This is a genomic window from Mycolicibacterium sichuanense, assembly GCF_033741125.1.
Lineage (GTDB): Bacteria > Actinomycetota > Actinomycetes > Mycobacteriales > Mycobacteriaceae > Mycobacterium.
In genome coordinates this window covers 113,135-134,228 of sequence record NZ_JAWQPU010000002.1, presented here as the reverse complement: position 1 = coordinate 134,228, position 21,094 = coordinate 113,135, and the positions used below count along the sequence as shown (strand labels likewise).

20 protein-coding genes are annotated in these 21,094 nt (G+C 68.0%); 2 read left to right on the top strand and 18 right to left on the bottom strand.

Annotation, left to right across the window (positions count from 1 at the left end):
- Complete coding sequence (locus SBI80_RS07470) at positions 1-777, bottom strand: SDR family NAD(P)-dependent oxidoreductase (RefSeq protein ID WP_318973848.1); 777 nt, start codon at positions 775-777, stop codon at positions 1-3.
- 10 nt (positions 778-787) lie between these two features.
- Complete coding sequence (locus tag SBI80_RS07465) at positions 788-1,234, bottom strand: MarR family winged helix-turn-helix transcriptional regulator (protein ID WP_318973847.1); 447 nt, start codon at positions 1,232-1,234, stop codon at positions 788-790.
- 80 nt (positions 1,235-1,314) lie between these two features.
- Here SBI80_RS07465 and SBI80_RS07460 point away from each other — a divergent pair, with 80 nt between their 5' ends.
- Both SBI80_RS07460 and SBI80_RS07455 read left to right on the top strand, forming a co-directional pair.
- The gene (locus SBI80_RS07460) at positions 1,315-2,079 is read left to right on the top strand and encodes a pirin family protein (RefSeq protein WP_318973846.1); all 765 of its coding nucleotides are present in this window, start codon (positions 1,315-1,317) and stop codon (positions 2,077-2,079) included.
- Positions 2,057-3,376, top strand: a complete 1,320-nt coding sequence (locus SBI80_RS07455; protein WP_318973845.1) for a PQQ-dependent sugar dehydrogenase — start codon at positions 2,057-2,059, stop codon at positions 3,374-3,376. The genes SBI80_RS07460 and SBI80_RS07455 overlap by 23 nt, the downstream gene beginning before the upstream one ends.
- Before the next feature lie 4 nt (positions 3,377-3,380).
- On the opposite strand, the gene SBI80_RS07450 is transcribed toward SBI80_RS07455, so the two are convergent.
- From SBI80_RS07450 to SBI80_RS07375, 16 genes are all read right to left on the bottom strand, one after another.
- Complete coding sequence (locus SBI80_RS07450; protein ID WP_318973844.1) at positions 3,381-3,812, bottom strand: SRPBCC family protein; 432 nt, start codon at positions 3,810-3,812, stop codon at positions 3,381-3,383.
- Positions 3,813-3,865: 53 nt separating this feature from the next.
- The gene (locus SBI80_RS07445) at positions 3,866-6,313 is read right to left on the bottom strand and encodes a hypothetical protein (protein ID WP_318973843.1); all 2,448 of its coding nucleotides are present in this window, start codon (positions 6,311-6,313) and stop codon (positions 3,866-3,868) included.
- A 292-nt stretch (positions 6,314-6,605) separates the two neighbouring features.
- Positions 6,606-7,379, bottom strand: coding sequence for a fructosamine kinase family protein (locus SBI80_RS07440; RefSeq protein WP_318973842.1), 774 nt, complete (start codon positions 7,377-7,379; stop codon positions 6,606-6,608).
- Positions 7,380-7,381: 2 nt separating this feature from the next.
- Positions 7,382-8,071 (bottom strand): YoaK family protein, encoded by a 690-nt coding sequence (locus SBI80_RS07435; protein ID WP_318973841.1) that lies wholly within the window; start codon positions 8,069-8,071, stop codon positions 7,382-7,384.
- Positions 8,072-8,081: 10 nt separating this feature from the next.
- Positions 8,082-8,993 (bottom strand): mammalian cell entry protein, encoded by a 912-nt coding sequence (locus tag SBI80_RS07430; RefSeq protein WP_318973840.1) that lies wholly within the window; start codon positions 8,991-8,993, stop codon positions 8,082-8,084.
- Positions 8,960-9,520, bottom strand: a complete 561-nt coding sequence (locus SBI80_RS07425) for an Rv1363c family protein (RefSeq protein ID WP_318973839.1) — start codon at positions 9,518-9,520, stop codon at positions 8,960-8,962. The genes SBI80_RS07430 and SBI80_RS07425 overlap by 34 nt, the downstream gene beginning before the upstream one ends.
- Positions 9,517-10,548 carry an RDD family protein gene (locus SBI80_RS07420; protein ID WP_413232671.1) on the bottom strand — a complete coding sequence of 344 codons (1,032 nt, stop codon included), beginning with the start codon at positions 10,546-10,548 and terminating at the stop codon, positions 9,517-9,519. The genes SBI80_RS07425 and SBI80_RS07420 overlap by 4 nt, the downstream gene beginning before the upstream one ends.
- Complete coding sequence (locus tag SBI80_RS07415) at positions 10,545-11,177, bottom strand: Rv1363c family protein (RefSeq protein WP_318973838.1); 633 nt, start codon at positions 11,175-11,177, stop codon at positions 10,545-10,547. Before SBI80_RS07415 ends, SBI80_RS07420 begins: the two co-directional genes overlap by 4 nt.
- Positions 11,147-12,697, bottom strand: coding sequence for a virulence factor Mce family protein (locus SBI80_RS07410; RefSeq protein ID WP_318973837.1), 1,551 nt, complete (start codon positions 12,695-12,697; stop codon positions 11,147-11,149). The genes SBI80_RS07415 and SBI80_RS07410 overlap by 31 nt, the downstream gene beginning before the upstream one ends.
- A gap of 3 nt (positions 12,698-12,700) precedes the next feature.
- Positions 12,701-13,852, bottom strand: coding sequence for a virulence factor Mce family protein (locus SBI80_RS07405; protein WP_318974355.1), 1,152 nt, complete (start codon positions 13,850-13,852; stop codon positions 12,701-12,703).
- A gap of 35 nt (positions 13,853-13,887) precedes the next feature.
- Entirely contained in the window at positions 13,888-15,522 is a 1,635-nt protein-coding gene (locus SBI80_RS07400; RefSeq protein WP_318973836.1) for a virulence factor Mce family protein, read from the bottom strand.
- A gap of 12 nt (positions 15,523-15,534) precedes the next feature.
- Entirely contained in the window at positions 15,535-17,130 is a 1,596-nt protein-coding gene (locus SBI80_RS07395; protein ID WP_318973835.1) for a virulence factor Mce family protein, read from the bottom strand.
- Positions 17,127-18,158 carry an MCE family protein gene (locus tag SBI80_RS07390; protein ID WP_318973834.1) on the bottom strand — a complete coding sequence of 344 codons (1,032 nt, stop codon included), beginning with the start codon at positions 18,156-18,158 and terminating at the stop codon, positions 17,127-17,129. The genes SBI80_RS07395 and SBI80_RS07390 overlap by 4 nt, the downstream gene beginning before the upstream one ends.
- Positions 18,155-19,384 (bottom strand): MCE family protein, encoded by a 1,230-nt coding sequence (locus SBI80_RS07385; RefSeq protein WP_318973833.1) that lies wholly within the window; start codon positions 19,382-19,384, stop codon positions 18,155-18,157. Before SBI80_RS07385 ends, SBI80_RS07390 begins: the two co-directional genes overlap by 4 nt.
- Before the next feature lie 3 nt (positions 19,385-19,387).
- The gene (locus SBI80_RS07380; protein WP_318973832.1) at positions 19,388-20,257 is read right to left on the bottom strand and encodes an MlaE family ABC transporter permease; all 870 of its coding nucleotides are present in this window, start codon (positions 20,255-20,257) and stop codon (positions 19,388-19,390) included.
- A gap of 1 nt (position 20,258) precedes the next feature.
- Positions 20,259-21,059, bottom strand: a complete 801-nt coding sequence (locus tag SBI80_RS07375; RefSeq protein ID WP_318973831.1) for an MlaE family ABC transporter permease — start codon at positions 21,057-21,059, stop codon at positions 20,259-20,261.
- Positions 21,060-21,094: the final 35 nt, after the last annotated feature.

The following is a 21,094-nucleotide window of genomic DNA, read 5'->3' as shown; positions in this document are numbered from 1 at the left end:
CTACTTCGGTGGCATCCGGATTCCGCCGTCGACGCGCACGACCTCGGCGTTCATGTAGGAGTTGGTGATCAGCTCGAGGACCATCGAGGCCAGCTCCTCGGGCTTGCCGAGGCGGTGCGGGAACAGCACGGACTGACCGAGCTTGGCCTTGAACGCCTCCGAGGCCTCGCCCTCGCCGTAGATCGGGGTGTCGATGAGGCCGGGAGCCACGGTGTTGACGCGGATGCCCACCGCCGACAGGTCGCGGGCCACCGGAAGGGTCAGACCGACGACGCCACCCTTGGACGACGAGTAGGCGGCCTGGCCGATCTGTCCGTCGAAGGCGGCCACGCTGGTCATGTTCACGATCGCGCCGCGCTCACCGGTGTCGGTGGGCTCGTTGCGGCTCATCGCGGTGGCGGCCAGTCGAATGCAGTCGAAGGTGCCGACCAGGTTGATCGCGAGCACCTTCTTGTATGCATCGAGGTTGTGCGCCGAGGCGAACTCGCCGTCCTTGCCGATGGTGCGCTGAGCCCAGCCGATGCCCGCCGAATTCACCAGTGCCCGCAATGGGCCGAGGTCCGCGGCGGTATTGACGGCGTCGATGATCTGCTCGGTGTTGGTCACGTCGACGGTGACGAACACCCCGCCGATCTCCTTGGCGAGGGCCTCGCCGCGGTCGGCCTGAAGATCGGCCACGACGACGCGTGCACCCCGGTCGGCCAATTGGCGAGCCGAGGCCGCTCCGATGCCGGATGCCCCACCCGTGACGATTGCGCTAGCTCCGTTGATGTCCACACCGGACAGACTAAGCAGGCTCTCGCCCCAGCCGGGACAGGACCTGCGAAGTCCAGCGATCCAGCGCGCGCAACTCGCCGGCACCAACCCCGTCGAACACCAGGGCCCGGACCAGCTCGGCGTGGCCCGGCGCCGCGCTCGCCAGCGCCGAGCGCCCGGCATCGGTCAGCTCGACGGTCGCGCCGCGGCGGTCGTGCTCGGCACCGCGCTTGTCGACCAGACCGCGCGCCTGCATGCGCCGCAACTGGTGTGACAACCGGCTCTGCTCCCAGCCCAGCCGGTCGCCAAGCTCCTTCACCCGGCAGGCGGTGAGTTCGGAGATTGCGACCAGGACGTCGTAGTCCGATAGCGACAGCCCGCAGTCGCGTTGCAGCTGGCGGTTGATCTCGGCCTGCAACTCGGTGGTCATCGCGAGGTAGTTCCGCCACACCCGCTGTTGGTCTTCGGACAGCCACATGGAATATATGACACATCATCTAAGTTGTCGTGTCCAGCGGCAGCCACCTAGGCTGGCAAATGACCCCTCGAGGAGTTCCCATGACCCCGTCCGACATCATCGACATCCGCCGCGCCCAGGACCGCGCCACCACCAGGATCTCCTGGTTGGACTCCAAGCACTCGTTCTCCTTCGGCGGCAACTACGACCCCACCAATACCCACCACGGGCTGCTGCTGGTCAACAACGACGACACCGTGCGCCCCGGCGCCGGATTCGAGACACACCCGCACCGCGACATGGAGATCGTCACGTGGGTGCTGCGCGGATCGCTGGTGCACCAGGACTCCACGGGCCACTCCGGGGTGATCTATCCCGGTCTGGCACAACGGATGTCGGCCGGGCGCGGCATCCTGCACTCGGAGAAGAACGACTCCTGGACGCTGACGGGCGACGCGTCGCACTCCGAACCCGTGCACTTCGTCCAGATGTGGGTGGTGCCCGACGAGGCCGGCATCAAGCCGGGCTACCAGCAGCTCGAGATCGACGACGAGCTGCTGCGCGGCAAGCTGGTGACGATTGCCTCCGGCATGCCCGAACACGCGAACGACGCGGCCATCACCATCAGCAACGAGTACGCTGCCCTGCGCGGCGCCCGGTTGCAGCCCGGCGACGTCGTCGAGCTGCCGCAGGCGCCCTACCTGCACCTGTTCGTCCCGCGCGGTGAGGTGACCCTCGAGGGCGCCGGCGCGCTGTACGAGGGCGACGCCGTCCGGTTCACGGCATCGGGTGGCCAGCGGGTCACCGCGACCCAGCCTTCGGAGATCCTGGTCTGGGAGATGCATGCGAGCCTGGCCGCAGCGTAGCCATCGGACGGTCGGGCTGGCCGTCGGACTGACCGGAGTCCTCCTGCTGGCGGGGTGTTCGTCCGCGACCACCCCGCCGGCGTCGGATGCGACGGCGCCCAGCACACCGACCCGCGAGGCGGGTCTGTCGGAGGTGACGGTCCAGGTCTCCACCGACCTGGCCGCCGCCCCGTTCGACGAGCCGCGAAAGGCGTTGGTCCCCAACGGCTGGACGATGTCGGTGTGGGCCAGGGTGCCGAAGCCGCGGCTGGCTGTGTGGGCTCCCGACGGTGCCCTGCTGGTGTCGCTGCCCAGTTCCGGACAGGTGGCCAGGATCCAACCCTCGGGGCTCGGTCCGCAGATGGAGCTGCTCGTCAACGGCATGAATCAACCGCACGGCCTGGCCTTCGCCGGCGATACCCTCTACGTCGCCGAGGCCGACCAGATCGACGCCTTCGACTACGCCGACGGCAAGACGGTTCGGCCGCGCACCATTGCCGCGGGGCTGCCCGACGCCAGGAGCCCCGAGCTGGGTGGCGCCTACGCGCATGCGCTCAAGAGCGTTGCGGTGGGACCCGATGGGGCGCTGTACTTCTCGATCGGTTCGACGGGCAACGTCTCGGCAGGCGATCGCACGGCGACACCGCAGCGCGCCACCATCATGCGGGTGCCGCCCGGCGGAGGACCGTACGCTCCCTTCGCCACCGGGGTGCGCAACGGCACCGGTCTGGCGGTCGCGCCCGACGGTTCGGTGTGGACCGCGGTCAACAATCGCGATGACGTCGCCGTCCCGGATCAGGGTCCGACCTACGGCCAGGTGCTTGGCGACTACGTCGGCGACCATCCGCCCGAATCGCTGGCCAAGCTCACCCCTGGACGCGAATTGGGTTGGCCCTACTGCAATCCCGACGGTGGCCCGGCGAACCTGCGGCTGATCCGCGACGTGCAGACCAACGCCGACGGCAGCAAGCTCGACTGCTCGGCGCTGCCGCCGATAGAACAGAGCATGGGGGCGCACTCCGCCCCGCTGGGCATGAGCTTCGTCGACGGTAGCCTGCCCGAGCCCTACGCCCACGGCGCCCTGGTGGGCGTGCACGGGTCGTGGAACCGCCAGCCGCCCCGGGCACCCGAGGTCTCGTTCTTCCCCTGGGCCAACGGCACTCTGGGCAATCAGCAGACCTTGGTCGGCGGCTTCCAGGACGCCGACGGTTCACGCTGGGGGCGGCCGGTCGACGCCGTGGTCGGTCCGGACGGCGCGGTGTACGTCACCGACGACGCCGCCGACGCGATCTACCGGTTGGCACCGCCGGGGCGCTGACCCGCTACAGGCGGTCGAGCACGTCGGTCATCTGCCGCTCGGTGTCGTGGGCGAGCTTCTCGAAGACCAGTTTCATCGCGGGGCTGAGCAGCTTGGCCGCACCCTTCATCTCCAGATCGGCGCGATAGGTAAGCACCGAACCAGCCCCGGAGGCGTCGACCGTGATGGTGTCGGTGGACGTCGACGACTCGTTCTCCCCGACGAAGACCAGCGTGCGATGGGTCAGTTCCCGCAGCGTGTAGGTCAGTTCGGCCGTCACGCCGAAGATCTTGGAGACGTTGTGCCAGGTGGCACCCACCTCGATCGGGCCCTGGCCCTGCCGCACGCACGACTCGGTGCCGGGATCCCACTGCTCGGCGTTGCCGAAGTCCTTGAGGTAGTCGATGACCCGGTCTGGTGGGGTCGAGACGGTGAAGGTGCGTGACACGGTTGGCATGACGGCCGCTTACCCCCGACCGGCGCGGGTCACTCGTGACGAATTGGGGACGCTCAGGCGGCCTTGTCCGACGAGGTGCCGGGCGAGGTGTCCGACGTGGCGCCGGCACCGGACGGGGCCGTCGTCGCACCAGCGGCGTCGCTGCCCTTGCCGCCCGGCTCGTCCGCCGTCTTGTCGTGCTTGGGAGAGAAATCGTTGGCGGTGTCCCTGACCTCGTTGGTGGTGGGCTTGGCGTGCTTGGGCGCGGTAGTGGCGCCGGTGGCCGTGTCCGTATCCGTGTCCGGCTTGGCGTGCCGCGGACCGGTCGACGAAGTGGTCGCCGGGGTCGAATCACCATCGGGCTTGGCGTGTTTGGGGCCGGTGCTGGAATCCGGTGCGGAGGCGTCGGGCGTGGAGGTGGCGGGCGTGGAGGTGGCAGGCGTGGAGCTGGCAGGCGTGGTCGTATCGGGGATGGTCGCGTCGGGTTTGGCGGTGTCCGTCGTGGCCGCGGTCTCGGTCGGGGCCGGTGTGCTGGTCGAGGTGGCAGTGGCGGCCGTCCCGTCGGCGACTGCCGTCGTCTTCGGCGTGGCCGCTGTCCGCGCGGCGGTACCCGGCTCGACGGAGCTGACACTGAGCAGGGCGGCGTTTGCCGAGGGGATGCTCGCCGCGGCGGTCTGCGCAGCCGTCGCGGCCGCAGTGGTGGACGCCGCGATCGGAGCGGTCAGGGAGTTGAGCAGCCCGCCGTTGAACAGGCTGCCATCGAGTAGCGCCTTGACCAGGTTGGCCAGGACGTTGGGGGTGTTCGGCGTCGGGTTGCCGCTGAAGAACTCCTTCTGCAAGCCGGCGAACAGCTGAGAGACGCTGTCGCCGATCGCCTTTCCGTAGTCGATGTTGGCGAACGAGAGGAACGGCGTCTCGGTGCCCGAGGTGCTGAAGTCCCGGGTGATGGTCCCGTCGGGGTTCTGCACGGCGTTGGCATACCCGATGTTGGTCAGCGTGGTCAGCGCCGGCGCCAGCGCGTTGGCCAGGCGCATCGGGATCTGCGCGAGCGGGCTCAGGCCGACCAGGTTGAGGAAGTCCGACGCCAGGTACAGCGGTTCCAGCATCGGCAGGGTGGCCGAGTGCAGGGTGAGATACAGGTTGAGCGCCAACGGATTTCCGCCCGCGGCGTTGGTGAGCGCCTGGGTGACCTGCGGGGTGAGCTGGTCGGTTAGCCCGTTCACGTCGAGGCCACGCAACATGTAGGTGGGCGACAGCGCTGCCGCCAGATTGTTCACCAGCGTGAACGCATTGGGCCAAGAGGCCAGATCGGACAGCGGCTGATACTCGTAGGTCGCATCGACCAGGATGGGCAGGACGTTGGCGGCGCCCAGCTTCACCCCGGTGCCGAGCACTGCAGTGCCGGTGCCGTTGCTGGTCACCTGCGTCGTCGGGTTCACGGTGTCGATGCCAAGCAGCGAACCCAGGAAACCGAACCGGGCTGCCGCGCCCCCGTCGGGGCGGGCCGGGTTGTTCAGCAGGATGAGTGGCAGAACCGTCAGGCTGCCGAGGACGGCGTCGGTGCCGGTGTAGCTGGTGCCGCCTGGCTGGGCGGCCAACTGATCCAACACCTTCTGGTAGGACATGGCGGCGGCGAACGCCCCGACGCCGACGCCGACGGTCGGCGTCACCCGCAGATCCAGGACGTCCGGGAGGCCGGAGGTGAGGCCGTTGATCACGCCCTGCAGCCCACTGGTCAGCACGCCGAGCGGGTCGAGCAGCGGGTTGTTCTGCACCGCGATCTTCAGTTTGTCGAGGACGAGGTTCAGCACCCCGTTGACGCCGACCTTGAGGTAGGGAGTGCCGTTCACCTCGGCGGCCACCGAGTTGGGCAGCGAGGGCGTCCACCCAAGGTCGAGACCCGCCATCTTGAGCAGGGCGAACGGGGATCCGGCGGTGACCACGTTGACCCCGGGCAGCGCCAAGTTGGACAGGTTGAGCGGATTCGACAGATCGAGGCCCAAGATCGCCAGCAATCCGGTGAGGGTGCCGTCGGTGATCTGCGGGATGCCGATGGCGTTGAGCACCTGGGTCAGGATCTGCAGATCGCCGAGACCCAGCTGGCTCAGCGCCGCGTCGAGGAAGGGCACCTTGAGCGAGATCTGCGCGAGGATCCCGGGCAGCAGGTTCGCCGGCAACTCGGCGAGCAGGCCGTTGAGGAGCTTTTGCGGGTCCAGCCCCGCCGCTTGCGCCGCCGCGGCCAGGTTGATGCCGTTCACGACGGCCTTGATGAGGGTGTCGGCCAACGCCTGGTTGCCGTCGTAGAGGGCGCTGCCGAGGCCGCCCGTGACGTCGGCCGTGGCGTTCTCGTTCGGCAGCAACCTGATGGCCGCGGCGAGGTCGACGTTCTGGGCCAGCACGCGCGTTGGGGGTGCCGGCGGCGGCTCCACTCCGACGGTCAGGGCGGTGGCCGTCGCTGTGGCGGCGCTGACCAATGCCACGCTGAACCGGCGAGCCTTGCGCGTCTGGTGCCGACCGGCCATCTGACCTCACCTTTCGTAGGCAACGTGTGGTGCGTCACAGCAACTTAACACTTACGCCCGCGGCAATAGCAACATTGCTGACTTGATCCCGGGGGGCCGAGTCGGCGGGGTCGACGTGGAGAACTGGCCTCGTCGGCCGCACAATCCCTGATTGACGTCGATGCAAATTAATCGCCGTCGCGGCAACCGAGGTGGGCTAACTGAGCGTCGAGTCGGCGACCGGCGCGCCCGTGCGATTTGCCAGTGTCGCAACGTCCCGACCGACGCCACCGATGACCTGCACCGGCACCACCTACGAGGCGGCGGCGAGTGCGCTGGAAACCGCAGCCGCCGTCCGGTCGAGGTAGCTGGCGCCGAACAGCACGACGTGGGCCAACAGCGGATGGAGCTGGTGCAGCCCGAGGCGGTCCCGCCAGCCCTGGCGCAACGGGTGCTCGCTGCGGTACCCGTCGAGCACGGCATCGCGGAACGGACACCCGAACAACGCCAGCATCGCGAGATCGGTCTCGCGGTGCCCACCCTGGGCAGCCGGGTCGATCAGCACCGCGCCGTCCGGGGTCCACATCACGTTCCCGCTCCAGAGGTCGCCGTGCAGGCGCGCCGGCCCATCCCCGTCGTCGAAGTCACCGGCGCGGCAGCGCGCCATCACGGTGTCGAGTCCGGCACGCGTGCAGGCGTCCAGCAGGGGTGCGGCCAGTTCCGCCATCGGCGCCAACCGGTCTTCGGCGTAGAAGCTCCCCCAGTCGTCGTGTCCCGTCAGCGCCATCGGCAACGGCCGCGTCAGCGGTCCGAAGAATCCGGATCCGGTCCACCCCGCGGGCGGGGCGCCGAAGGCGGGCGCACCCGCGGCGTGCGTGCGGGCCAGGCGGCGTCCGAACTCCTCGGCCGAGGTCCGGTCGGGCGGTGTCTGCGCCAACCGCTGCAGGGTCAGCGACGTCGCGTCCTGCGCGATCACCCGCACGCACGGGACACCACCGTCGGCGTCGGCCAGCCAACGCAAACCCGCTGCCTCACAGGCGAAGAAGTCCTCGGGTGCGCCGGGATTTCGCTTGACGTAGACGTCCACGGCTACGGCTCGTCGGCGTCGCCGGCCGGGCCGAACGCGAAGATGGCCGCACTCGCGGCGACTACCGCGGCGGCGAGCCCGATGACCGGGGCCACCATCCATCGGGTCAGGGTCGCACCGATCACCGCACCGGCCAGCATCACGAGCACGACGCCGTAGCGGAGCTTCTCGCGGTCGCCCGTGCCGCCGGCGAGCCGGCTGTCGAAACCGATGCCGACGATGGTCTGGGTCAACACCGTGGTGGACAGCTCCTGGACCCCGAACATCCGGGCGGTCGCGTTCTGCGTGCCGAACACCAGCGCCAGCCCGGCGATGAGGATCAGCCGGCCGCCGTCGTGATACTTCAGCACCCCGGCGCCGGCGAGTCCGGCGAGCGTGGCCAGCACCACGACCTCGAAGCTCAGCGCGATGACCAACCAGTGCCTTGCCCTGGTGTCGAGATGTCTGGCCAGCCGGCCGCCAATGACGGCGCCGCTGATGAAGCTGGCGAATGCCACGGCGGCGGCGGGCAGGTCGATGCCGGACTGCGGGATGAACCAGAAGCCCAGGAAGATGACGTTTCCCGTCATGTTCGCCACGAAGACGTGACCGAGCACCAGCACGCTGACCGCGTCGACCAGGCCCGTGGCGGAGGTGAGCAACATCAGCGCCGTGATCGTCAGCTTCGTGGAGACTGGCGAACCGATCGGCATCTCGGGAAGTCTAGAGGCGCGGCGTCAGATCCAGCTTGGTGACGGCCACCATCTGCGTGATCAGCCAGCGGCTTCCGTCGGGCTTCATCGTCAACCGGTAGGACAGGTAGCGCAGCGACGGGATGCCCTTGGTCACCGGACTGGTCGCCACCGAGTTGGTGTAGACGATCGCGGTCGCCTCCGTCGGCGTCAGGGATTCCACGGCCGCACCGAGCACCTGCGTGTTGTTGGTGACCTGCGCCTGCTTGTTGGGTGCGACGATCGCGTCGATGTAGCGCTTGTAGTCGGCCGCGAAGTCGCCGCCGAGATAGCGAGCCGAGCGCTCCGGCAGCTTCTCCATGTCATCGGGCGTGTAGGTCCACAGCGTGGTGATCGCGCTGGCCGCGGTCTCGGCGATGACGAACTTGGTGTGCACCTCGGCGCGGTCGGCGAGGTACGGCTGAATCGTCGCACCCGCGAATGCCGCTGCGGCGACGAACGCCACGCCGGCGGCGACGGCCGCTGCCTTCAGTACCCGTCCGGCGGTGCGGTGCGGCACCAGAACGGGCGCAGGCCCGACCTCCTCCTCGACCTCGGCGGCGGCCGCGCCCTCACCGGCTTCCGGGGCGGTGCCGTCCTCTGCAGGCACGGCGGCCGGCCGGTCGCGGCGCCACGGCATCCGCCGGCGCCGGGTCGGTTCGGGCTCGGTCGCCGATTCTGAAGACTCCACGGTGAGCTCGGCGGCCGCGACCGGTTCGGTGAGCTCGACGGTTTCGGTTTCGGCGGCGGGTTGGGACTCGGATTCGGATTCGGACGGAACGTCCGCCGACTGGGCCTTCTGCCGCGGCAGCCGGTGACGGTTGCGTCCGGCCTTACCCTGCGGAACCGAGGCGGCGCCAGCGTCGGCGGTCAGATCACTTGAATCAGCTGACTGATCTTCCACTGCTGTCCCTCCTCGATAGTCGTTACCACCCAACGAGTTCCGCTCTCTATGGGCGTCTTGCCATCCGGGCCGGTGGACTTCACGATGGTCGCCACCAGGATGTCGGCGCTGCCGTTGTCGTTCCACCGTTGCACGCCGGCCTCCTGCACGATGCCCTCGGTGGGTTCGGCGCGGGCGACCTGGACGACGATCTCGTTCAGCTTCTCCTTGAACGACTTCTGAAACTCGCCCGTGCCGTGCGCCAGGATCCGGTCGGCGTAGTCGTTGGCATGGAAGGGATCCAGCGACGTGTACTCGGTCATGAAGGCGCGGACGTTGAACAGCGCGGCCGCATCCCTGGCCTGCGTCCGGTTCACGTCCTCGTGGGCCACCAGCATGAACACACTGCCGGCGATCGCGGCCGCCGCCAGCGCGAAGGCGAGCAGCGCAGTGACCGGAAGACCCCACCGCAGCGGCGTCTTCGGTGCCTTGCCCTGCGCCGTGAAGAAGTCGCGGACGCTCCCGTCGACCTTGCGCCGCGGGCTCATCGACCCGGTCCGTTCGGCGGCCCGGCCGCCGGCGGCGGCGGCGGCGGAGCGGCGGGCGGGTTCGTCAATGGCTTCTTCAGCACCTGCAGGGCGGCAACCTGCCAGCGCCCGTCCTTGGACTTCTCGAAGTCCGCGCGCACGGTCGCCGTGATGAACTTCAGCTGGTTGGGATCCGAACCGCGCTGGCCCTGCAGCGCCAGCAGCATCGCCGCGCGGTCCTTGCTCACCGACAGCACGGCACTGCTGACCGCCCAGTACTCGTTGTCGGTGACGCCCGACTTCTGGACGGCCTGCTGCTGTTGGATCAGCTGCGGGCGATAGGAGTCGGACGCCAGAGTCTGCGCCTTGGCGAAGTCGTCGACGACGGATTGCGTGCCGTAGCTAAGGAGTTGCTCCACGATCCTCGGCCCCTGCTCGGCGATCTGGGCCCTGGCTTGCTCGACCGCCCGGTCCTGCCGATAGACCTGCAGGTATGCCAGGCCGCCGCCCGCGGCGCACAGCAGCGCCGCCGCGATCAACACCACTGCGGCAAGGCGTCGCGGGTTGCGCTGCGGCGCCCCCGCCGGTCCGACCACGCGGACTTCGGTGCGCAGCGCCAGATCGGCGAACGTGCGGTTGCGGCGATCGACGAGCGGCCACAGCCAGCCGATGAACAGGGCGGCCGTATCGAGCAGGTGGCCGAGTTCACGCCCGAGCAGCCGGATGCTGCTCACCGGCGCGCCGTCGGCGGTGGTGACCCGGATGCCCGCCACGGCTCGGCCCAACGTCCAGCCGGTCACCGACGGGACGATCACTCGGTTGATCAGCACGGCAAGCGCCGCGACCGCGGCGACGGCGGTGAAGACCCACCACGTCCACGTACCGGCCGCGGTGGTCGGAACCAGCAGTGCCATCGTCACGACCACCGCGACGCCGGGCAGGACGTCCAGCGCGATGGCGCCCGCGCGGGCAGCCCAGGACGCGTACCGCACGACGTCGTCGTCGGGTGCGGTCCGCGGTTCGGCGTCCTCGTGCAGCACTGCCGTCACGATGTGACCTGATCCAATCTGTTGATCTTGTAGGTGCCGTCGGCGGGTTGCATGTTCACCCGCAGCCGATAGCCCTGCTCCTGGTCGGCGGCCTGGGAGTTGGTCACCTTGACCCGCACCGCGACCAGCACGTCGACCGAGCCGTCGTCATTGTGCTTCTCCACCGCACCACGCATGTCGGAGACCTGGACCGAGACGTTGGCGGCCTGGTAGGCCTCGACCAGCATGCTCGCGAACAGGTTGGCCTGGACGCCGAAGTCACCCGTCGCGCACTCCAGCACCTTGGTCTGGCTTGCGGTCATGGCGGCCACGTCGGGAGCCTGGGTGGCCGCGACGCAGTCCTTGGCCCGCGCCAGGGCGGCGGCATCCTCCCGCGCAATGGCCTCGCTCTGGTCGTGCGAGCGCAGCGCGAGATAGCCGCCGACACCGACCCCGGCCGTCAGCACCAGCAGGACCAGGCAGATGGCCACCAACCAGCCGCGCCCGAAGCGCTCGGGGCGGCGGTCCACGTCATCGACGGATGGTTCACCCAACCCGTCCTCGGCCGGTGCCTCGGAGGGTTGGTCTAGCTCGTCCTCGGATCGTGCATCGGTGGGGTTCAGCCGGCTGGTGCCAGCATCTCCTTCCATCCGTTCTCTCCTGGATCACTTGAGTTGGTGACGGAGTACTTGATTCCGTCGGGTCCGTCGACCTCACCGCTCGACGGGTTGTAGACCGCCGTGGGGCCTGCTGCCGGAGTGTAGACACACGGGTTCGGCTGCTGGCCACTGCAGGCGACGGTGCCCTGGCCAGGGGCCGTGAGCGGGTCGCTGAGCGGTGACGGTGGCTTGGGCAACTGATCGGCCGGCAACGGGTTGAGACCGTTGTTGATCGTCGGTGCCGGGATGACGTAACCGGGCTTGACCGGTTGATCACAGCGAGCCCCGGCGGCCGGGCAGGTCAGGATCTGGTTCGGATCGCCATACCAGGGGTTGGTGCCCATGGGCTCGTAGGGCTGGTTGCCGCGGCACTCGTCGGGCGTCGCGGCGCGCTTGCCCGGCACGTCCGCACACGGGTAGTTGCGCGCACCACGCACTACGTTGCCCTGGTAGTCCTTCGGGATCTTGCAGTACAACCCGTCGGGCAGCGGCTTGGTGCTGGTGTCGGCAGGTGAGCGCCACTGCGACGCCGGCAGGAAGCCGGTCAGGCACGGTGGCGGCTGGTTGATCGACAGACCGAAGTGCAGCAGACCCTCACCGGGGAAGATCGTGCCTGCCTGAGCGATGGTCGCTCCCTGGGGCAGGATCACCAGCGCCTGCTCGAGGCCCGCGTGGTAGCGCTTGAGCATGTCGGTGACGATCGCGAGGTTGGCCAAGGTCTGCGGCAGCGCCTCCCGAACGTCGCCGAACACCGCGTTCAACTGGTCGGCCGTGGGGGCCGCCTGCTGCAGACCACTGCGCAACGCCTGATCCTGCTCCGCAGTCTGCGAGGCGATGGTGTTCAGGTTCCTCGCCCACTGCGAGATTGCATCCCCGGAGTCGACCTGGCTCTGCAGGATCGGCGTCGAGTTGTTGATGATGTCGTTGACCGGGGTGAGGTTGTCCTTGAGGTCGCTCGCGATGGCGGTCGTCGAGTCCACCAGCCGCTGCAGCGCCGGACCGAGACCGCCGACCGCCTGCGAGGTCTCGGTCAGCAGGGAGTCGATCTTCTCCTTCGGCAGCACCGCGAGTCCGTTGTTGGCGGCGTCCAGTGCAGGACCGACCTCGCTGGGCACGGTGCCGTCGGCGATCGTCGACCCCGGTGCCAGGTACTGGCCCGGTGTCTTCGACGTCGACACCAGATCCAGGTACTGCTCACCGATCGCCGACACCGAGTGCACGTTGGCCGTGGCATCCGCGGGGATCTTGTACTTGCTGTCGATGCTCATCGTCGCCAGCGCCCCGCGTTCGGTGGGCCGGACGTCGGTGACCTTGCCGATCTGCGTCCCCAGGTAGGTCACGTTCGCGGTGGCGTACAGCCCACCGGAACGGGGCAGTTCGGCCTTGAGCTCGTACTGTCCGATGCCCGCCACGCTGGGCAGCCGCAGGTAGTACCAGCCGAGGACGACCAGCGCGATGACCGTCAGAACCGTGAAGATCACCAACTGAATCTTGATGAAGCGGGTCAGCATCGCTCACTCACCTCTCTCGACCAGCGGTCCGCCCGGCGCATCGTGCGGGTTCGGGGTGAACCGCACGTCCGGGATCATCGTGTTCGGGTCACGGCCCCACGACTGCTCGAGAGCCCGCAGCATGCCGGATACACCCGTGCCACTGAGGATTCCGTTGTCGAGAGCGGACAGCGTGAGGTCCACGTTCAACGAGACGTTGATGTAGTCACCGCGGATCGCCTTCGGCACGTTCTCGATGCTGAACGGCGCGGTGCCGATGATCTTCAACGCGCCCAACAGGTACGGGGACGCCTTGCCCAGCTGCACCAGCGGCCGCTGCAGATTCTTCAGGTTGGCCGTGATGTCCGGATTGGCTTGGGACAGCGCGTCATTGGTGGCCTTGCTGACGCGACCGAGGGCAACCACCGCGTCGGCGAACAGATCCCGGGTGTCGGCGAAGTGCTTGATCAGCGGCGGGAACTCGGTGAGGACGCGGTCCAGCGTGTCGTTGCGCTGCGCCACGATGTTCAGCAGCCGGTTGGTGGAATCGATTGCGCGGGTGATGTCCTGGCGCTGGTTGTTCAGCTCCGCGGTGAACGTGTCCAAACGGCCCAGGAACTCACGGATCTGGTCGCCGCGGCCGGTCAGGATGTTGGCGACCTCGGTCTGGATGGTCTCCAGATTGGGGATGCCACCGCCGGTGAGGATCGTGCCGATGCTGGCCAGCGTGCGTTCGGTCGTCGGGAAGGCGCTCGCGTGGTCGAGCGGGATGGTGTCACCGCTCTTGAGCAACGGGCCCGACGCGTTCGGCGGCGGGGTGAGCTCCACGTGCTGCGAGCCGAGCAGAGAGGTCTGCCCGATCGCGGCCCTGGTGTCGGCCGGCAGCTTCAAGCCGGGCTCGACGTCGAGCGTCAGCGTCGCCACCCAGTTCTTCAGCTCGATCGCCCGCACGCTACCGACGAACACGTCGGCCACGCGGACGCGGCTGTTGACGTTGAGCGCCAACGTATCCGGCATCTGGACGTAGATCCGCATGCTGTCGGCACCCGTGCCGGCGCCACCCGGCACCGGCACGTTCGCGATGCCCTTCCAGCCGCACGACGTCAGGACCAGCGCGACGGCGAGCATCGCGCCGCCGCGGCGCACGACGGTCCGAAGCTTCAGTCGCTTCGGCATCATCGACGTCGACTTCTCTTCGCGCGAGCGGCTCATCAACCTGCTCCTGCTTCAGCGGGCAGCGGCGGACCAGCGGGTGCTGGCGCGGCAGCGGGGGGCGGCCCCGCGGCGGGTGCGACCGCACCCAGCGGATCACCGGGGAGCACCCCTGGCGCGGGCGCCGGCGGCGGCCCGGGCTGCGGGTACCACGGCGGCGGCAGTGGCTGGTTCTCGCTGTAGGCGTTGGGCGGGCCGGGAAGCCTGCCGTCGTTGACGCCGAAGGCCGGCGGCGCGGGCGGCGCCACGATGTCGGGTCCACCCATGAGCTCGCCCAGCGATTCCGGCGTCAGCATGTTCGCCGTGAACGGCTGCACCTCGATGCCCTGCATGCCGGGCGCCACGGTCCAGCCGGGCTCGTGATTGCCGTGCGAGAACAGCGTGTCGCGGGAGAAGACGCCGGGCACCGTCGTGTCCTTGTATCCCGGCGGCGGCTGCAGCCGGGGCTCGGAGTAGGCGATCTGCTTGGGCAACGTCATCGCGGTGTTCAGCTGATTCAGCCCGAACGGCGGGTAGTTGAACTTGGTGGCATCCAGGATCGGCGCCAGGTACTGCGCGCACAGCTCCGCAGAATCCTGGTAACCCAGCCGGCTGCCCGCCTGAATCGCGCTGCAGAGGAACTGCATCGGGTTGGCGTAGTTGTTGATGGTCGGCAGACCGACGATGCCGCCGGCGTTCGGCGAGGCGATGTTGACGATGTTGGCCGCCAGGTTCGGGTACACGTGCAGGCCGGTCTCCAGGCCCTTACGGGGCTCCGGCTGCAGGATCGCAGTGGTGACGTCGGCCAGGTTGTTCACGTCCTTGGTCAGCACCGTCGAGTTCTGGTTCAAGAAGCTGCGCGTGGTGGTCAGCAGCTGGTTCAGGTCCTGAACGGCACTGGCCACCTCGCGGTCGGTATTGGTGAAGGAGTTGGTGAACTGCGCCAGGTTGTCGTTGAGTTCGACGAACTGCTGATCGCTCTTGTAGAGCGCGTTGACGAACAGTGCGAGGCTCTTCACGACGCCGAAGAAGTCACCGCGGCCGGAGTTCAACGTGGTCAACGCCTCGGAGAGGCTGTTGAGCGTCTTGTTGATCTGCTGGCCCTTGCCGGCCAGACCGTCGGAGAAGGATTCGATGACGTCACCGAACGGGCCCTTGGGTTGTTCCTTGGTGGGCCCCAGGTCGGTCAGGATCCGGTTGATCGAGTCGCGCAGCTCGTCGTACTCGACGGGGACCTGGGTGCGGTCCTCCGGGATGAGCGCGCCGTCCTGCATGACCGGTCCGCCGGTGTAGGGCGGGGCCAGCTGGATGGTGCGCGACGCGACGAGGCTGGGGTTCAGGATCGAGGCCGTGGCATTGGCGGGGACCTTGTACTTGGACTCGTAGTTGAAGGTCACCCGCATCTTGTCGCCGTCGGGTTCGATCTTGTCGATCGAGCCGACGCGAACGCCCATGATCTGCACCTTGTCCCCGGGATAGAGCGCAAGGGTCTGGGGGAACTCGGCCACCACCGTGTTGTAGGTCAGCTTCTTGTACAGGTGCCAGCCACCGAACGCAGCGGCGACCGCCACGATCACGACGAGCGTGCCGATGATGACCGCCCCCTTGGTCAGGGCGGGCATCTTCAGATTCCGGACGTTGAAGATCGTCGACATCTCTGGTGCCCCCTAACCTTGTGATCCGGGCGGAAGGAACGGCGGATTGCCGGGCAGCTGCGCGTCACCGGGGGTCTGCGGCCCGGGCCCTGGCGGCGGGATCGGACCCACCAGCGCGGGGGGCGGCGGCGAGGTGCCGTCACCCTGCAGCGAGCCGGGTGCGATGTAGGGGTCCGACGGTCCTGGCGTCGCCGGCACCGTCCTGGCTCCGGGCGGACCCGGTGCGAACGACGGCGGCGGGGTGCCCTGAACCGGCGGCGAGTACTCACCGGGGAACGCGGCACTGGGGACGCCGGGAGCCGCGGGCGGCGCGTTCGGGTTCGGCGGCGCCCCGAGCACGTCCGGTGGTCCGTAGTCGTTGGCGCCGTACGGGTTCGGCCCGAACGGCCCGTTCTCCGCGCTGGCGCACGGCAGCGGGTTGCCAGGCGTCGGGTAGTTGCCGGGCGCCGGGGCGTAGGAGCACGGCGAGCCCGCGATCACGGCAGGGCCGGGATGCTCTGGCGTCCCCTCCAGGGGCGTCGGCGCCGGCGGCGGGGCGCCGTTGGGCTGGCGCTGGCCGTTGGGGTCCGGGTAGCGGAACGACGGCAGGCCGGCGTTGCCCCAGAACTCCTCGGGGCTGATGCCGCGCTTCTTGAACGCGGCGTCGACCCACGGCTGCAGGATCCAGTACGGCAGCAGGTTGACCAGCATCACCTTGAAGTACGGACCCGACGCGAGGGCCTCGGCCAGCGACGCGGTGAACTTGCTCAGCGACGTCAACGTGTCGGCCAGGTCGAACTTGCGCGCCACCAGCACGTCGCTGATGGTCTGCAGCTGGGTGAGCACCTTGTTGAGGTTGGGGTTGTCGTTGATGAAGCCCCGGACCTGCGTGGAGAACGCGCTGACGCGCTCGAGCAGTTGGCTCACCGCGTAGGAGCGCTCGTTGATCGCGGCCAGCAGGGTCTTGGCATTGACCAGCAGGTCGTTGATCTGACCGCTGCGGCTGCCGAGCACGCCGGCGATCTTGTTGGCGTTGGCGAGCAGCGACTTGATGTCCTCGTCGCGCTTGCCGATGGTGTCGGAGAACCGCGCGACGCCGTCCAGCGCGGCGCTCAGGTGCGGGTAGGTCTGGTCGATGGTCTCCGAGAGCACGTTCAACGACTTCTTGACCGACTGGGTGTCCCAGCCCGACGCCGCCTTGGTCAGATCGAAGAACGCGTCGTAGATCTGGTACGGCGTGGTGGTCTGTCCCAGCGGCAGAATCCCGTTGGCGCGCAACGTCGATGAGCCCTTCGGCTCGATCTCGAGGTTCTTGCGTCCCAGGATCGTGTCGGTGCGGATGTTCGCGCGGCTGTCGGTGCCGATCTTGGTGCCGTTCAGCGAGTACCCGATGATCACCTTGTCGCCGTCGATGGCCAGGGACTGCACCTGGCCGACGTCGACACCGGCGATGCGTACCTTGTCACCGGGGTTGAGCCCGCCGGTGTCGCTGAACTGCGCGTAGTACTTGGGCTGCGCGAAGATCATCGGGACACTGGCGAAGCTCTGGCCGACGCCGATGACGAGCACCAGGATGATGATGCCCATCAACCCGTTGCGGATCCGGTTGTTGCCCTCGAGAGTCCTCATTGCGGCGTGCACCTACCCGATGGCTGAGACCACACCTTGACCGTGCGGACCGGGCCGCCCGGCTGCAATCCGTTCAACTTGAGCGTGACGTCGCAGGCGTAGAAGTTGAAGAAGTCGCCGTAGATGCCACCGGCGCGGCCGATGATCTTCAGCGCGGCGGGGATCTTGATCAGCGTGTCGTTCAATTGTTCCTTCTGGTCGACCAGCGGCTGCTGGAGGATCTCGAGGTTGGTGACCGTCTTCTGCAGCAGCGGACGGTTCTCGCCGAGGAGGTCGGCGACCGACCCGGCAGCGTCGCTGATGTTGGCCACCGACGAGGCGATCGGATCGGCGCGGTTCTTCAATCCGGTGACCAGCGTCTCGAAGTTCTTCACCGTCTCGTCGAACTGCTGCTGGTGCTTGACCGTCGTCGCGAGGACGGTGTTCAGGTTCTTGATGACCTCACCGATGGCCTGATCGCGGTCGGCCAGTGCGGCAGTCAGCGAGGCGGTCTGATCCAGGATGTCGTTGATGGTGCCGCCCTGGCCCTGGAAGATCGTGATGATCGACTGGGCGATGGAGTTCACCTTCTGCGGATCGAGGGCTCGGAACAGCGGCCGGAAGCCACCGATCAGGGCGTCGAGGTCCAGCGCCGGCTCGGTACGGCTGTCGGGAATGGTGCTGCCCGCGGGCAGTTTGGTGTTGTCGTCGCCCCGCTTGAGCTCCATGTACCGGTCACCGATCAGGTTCAGGTACCGGATGGATGCCGTGGTGCCCTGGAACAGCTGCAGGGAGCGGTCGACGGAGAAGTCGACCTGGACCTCGTTGCCGCCGTTGATCAGTTCGACCTTGGAGACCTTGCCGACCTCGACACCCGAGGCGCGGACGAACTGTCCGGCCCGCAGACCACTGGCGTTCTTGAAGATCGCGGAGTAGCCGGTGGTTCGGTCGAACCGCATCTGGCCGAAGACCACGATGATGAGCGCGGTGAACAGCAGCAGCACCAGTGACAGTGCGCCGAGCTTGATCGCTGTACCGGTGATCTTCATGGGTTGATCGTGTTCTCCCCGATTTGGCGGCCCCAGACGTACTCGTTGGCGATGGGCTGACCCAGTCCGATGTGGTTGTACGGCGCGATGCTGGCGCCGGTGTCCATCACCAGGTACGGCATCGGCCACAGGTCACGGGTGAGCGGCTGCCAGCAGCCCGGCCGGCCCTCGGGACCACCGTGAGCGTTCACCCGCGGCAGGTTGTCGGGGTACACGTAGGGGTTGCCCGCACCCAGGATCTCGGAGTGGGTGTTCAGCGAGTATCCGTTGCCGCCGAGCGAGGAGGCGATCTTGGGCTCGACGTCGTGGTAGTTGCGGATGGTGCAGAACAGCATCGGGCTGTACTCGTCGAGCAGCGCGCTGGTCGGCACCAGGTCGGCCGAGCTGCGCACCAGGTACGGCCCCGCCTTCTCGAACACCTCGCCACCGGTGTTGCCGAAGCCCACCGAGGCCATCAGCGTCTGGTCGATGGTGCTCTGCTCGTCGTTCAGCGTCTTGGCCGTGACTACGGCGTTCTTCAGCCCGTCGAACAGGTCGGGCGAAGCGTCGGCGTACACGTCGGCGAGATCGGCCAGGCGCTGGTTGTCCTGCCGGATGCGGGGCATCAGCGGGTTGACGTCCGCCAGGATCGCGTTGCCGTTCTCGATGGACTGGCCGAAACGCGTGCCAAGGCCGTCCAATGCCTGCGCGGTCGCGGTCAGGGTCTGATTCAGCTTGATCGGGTCGACCTTCTGCGTCACCGACACCAGCGTCTCGAACAACGTGTTGAACTCGGTGGTCACCCCGGAGGCGATGATCGGAGTGGACGACGAGACCCGCTGCGGCGACGGGTTCTTCGGCGAGGAGAACGCGATGTACTTGTTGCCGAAGACCGTCGTCGCCTTGATCTGCGCGTCCACGTTCTGCGGAATCAGGTTGGTGAACTGACGGTTGACGTCGAGGGTGACCTTGGCCGCGGGCTGGCCGTCCTGCTCGATCGCCGAGACGTCGGAGACCCGGCCGATCTCGACCCCGTTGTATGTCACCTTGGAGCCGGGATCCATCGAAAGGCCCGACCGCGAGGAGATGAGCTCCAGCTTCTCCGGGTTCTGGAAGTCGCCGCGGAACTGCAGCCAAACCAGGCTGACGACGATCGCGACGACGATGAGGAGCACGACGCCGGCGATCTTGAAGGGTGGCGTCCGTGGCTCGTTGACGGGCAGCTGGTTCTGGCCTGGTGCGGTCATCGGCTACACCGTCAGGTTGAAGTTGGCGTTGGTGCCGTAGAGCGCCAACGAAGCGAACAGGACGACCAGCACGATCGCGATCAGCGAGGCGCGCATCGAGCGACCGACCGCCTCGCCGACGCCGACCGGGCCGCCGCTGGCGTAGAAGCCGTAGTAGCAGTGGTTCAGCATCACGATGACCGAGATGATGATGGCCTGCACGAACGACCAGGCCACGTCGTCGGGCCGCAGGAACGTCCGGAAGTAGTGCTCGTAGGTGCCGGTGGACTGGCCGTAGAACAGCGTCGTGGTGACCTGCGCGGACAGGAAGCTCATGATGATCGCCATCGCGTACAGCGGGATGATGACCACGAAGCCGGCCATGATGCGCGTCGACACCAGGTAGCTGATCGACTTGATGCCCATGACCTCCAGCGCGTCGATCTCCTCGCTGATGCGCATGGCGCCCAACTCGGCGGTGGCACCGGCCCCGACGGTGGCTGCCAGCGCCTGGCCCGCGACCACCGGTGCGGCGATGCGCACGTTGACCAGCGCGGCGAAGAAGCCGGTGAACGCCTCGACGCCGATGTTGCCCAGCGACGCGAAGCCCTGGATGGCGATCAGGGAGCCGCCGGAGAGGGTGACGAAGCCGACGATGGCGACGGTGCCACCGATGACGGCCATGGCGCCGGTGCCCATGCCGATCTCGGCGACCAGCCGCAGCATCTCCTTGCGGTAGTACCGGAACGCGTGGCCGATGGAGCCGACCGCGGTGACGACGAACCAGGCGATGTGGCCGGTGCTGTCGAGGAAGCGGGCTGGCGAGCCGGCCAGCTTCTGCGCGCGCGGGACGGCCCGCGGGAACCGCTGGCGAAGGACTGCGGAGGTCGACATGTCAGCGCCCCGTTCCGAATCGGACGCCGATGGTGGTCATCACGACGTTCACCGCGAACAGCGCGATGACGCAGAGCACCAGCGTCTCGTTGACCGCGGTGCCGACACCCTTGGCGCCACCGGAGACCGTCAGGCCGCGATAGCACCCGACCAGGCCGGCGATCAACCCGAAGGTCAATGCCTTGACCACCGAGATCAGCACCTCGGGCAGGCCGGTGACCAGCGTCAGCGTCGAGACGTAGGCGCCGGCCGAGATGTTCTGGATGTAGACGCCGAAGACGAACCCGCCGACGAGGCCGATGGTGATGACGGCGCCGTTGAGCAGGAAGGCCACGAAGGTCGAGGCGATCACGCGCGGGACGACCAGGCGGTGGATCGGATCGATGCCGAGGACCTCCAGCGCGTCGATCTCCTCGCGGATGGTTCGGGCGCCGATGTCGGCGCAGATCGCGGTCGAACCCGCGCCGGCAACGACGAGCACGGTTACCAGGGGGCCCAGCTGGGTGACCGCGCCCAGCGCGGCGCCGGCACCGGAGATGTCGGCGGCGCCGAACTCGGCGAGCAGGATGTTCAGCGTGAAGATGATGAGGACGGTCAGCGGGATGGCGACCGCGATGGTGGGCAGGAATGCCACCCTCATCAGGAACCAGCCCTGCAGGATGAACTCGCGCCACTGGAACGGCCTGCGGAACAGCGCCTTGCCGGTCAGGACGCACATCTTGACGAAGCCGCCGACGGCCTCGAGGCCCGGCCGTACCTGGCCGCGGACGTAGTCGAAGAGGCCCGGATTCTGCGCCGTCACAGGTGCGGTCTCGCGATCTCGCGCCCGACGAATCC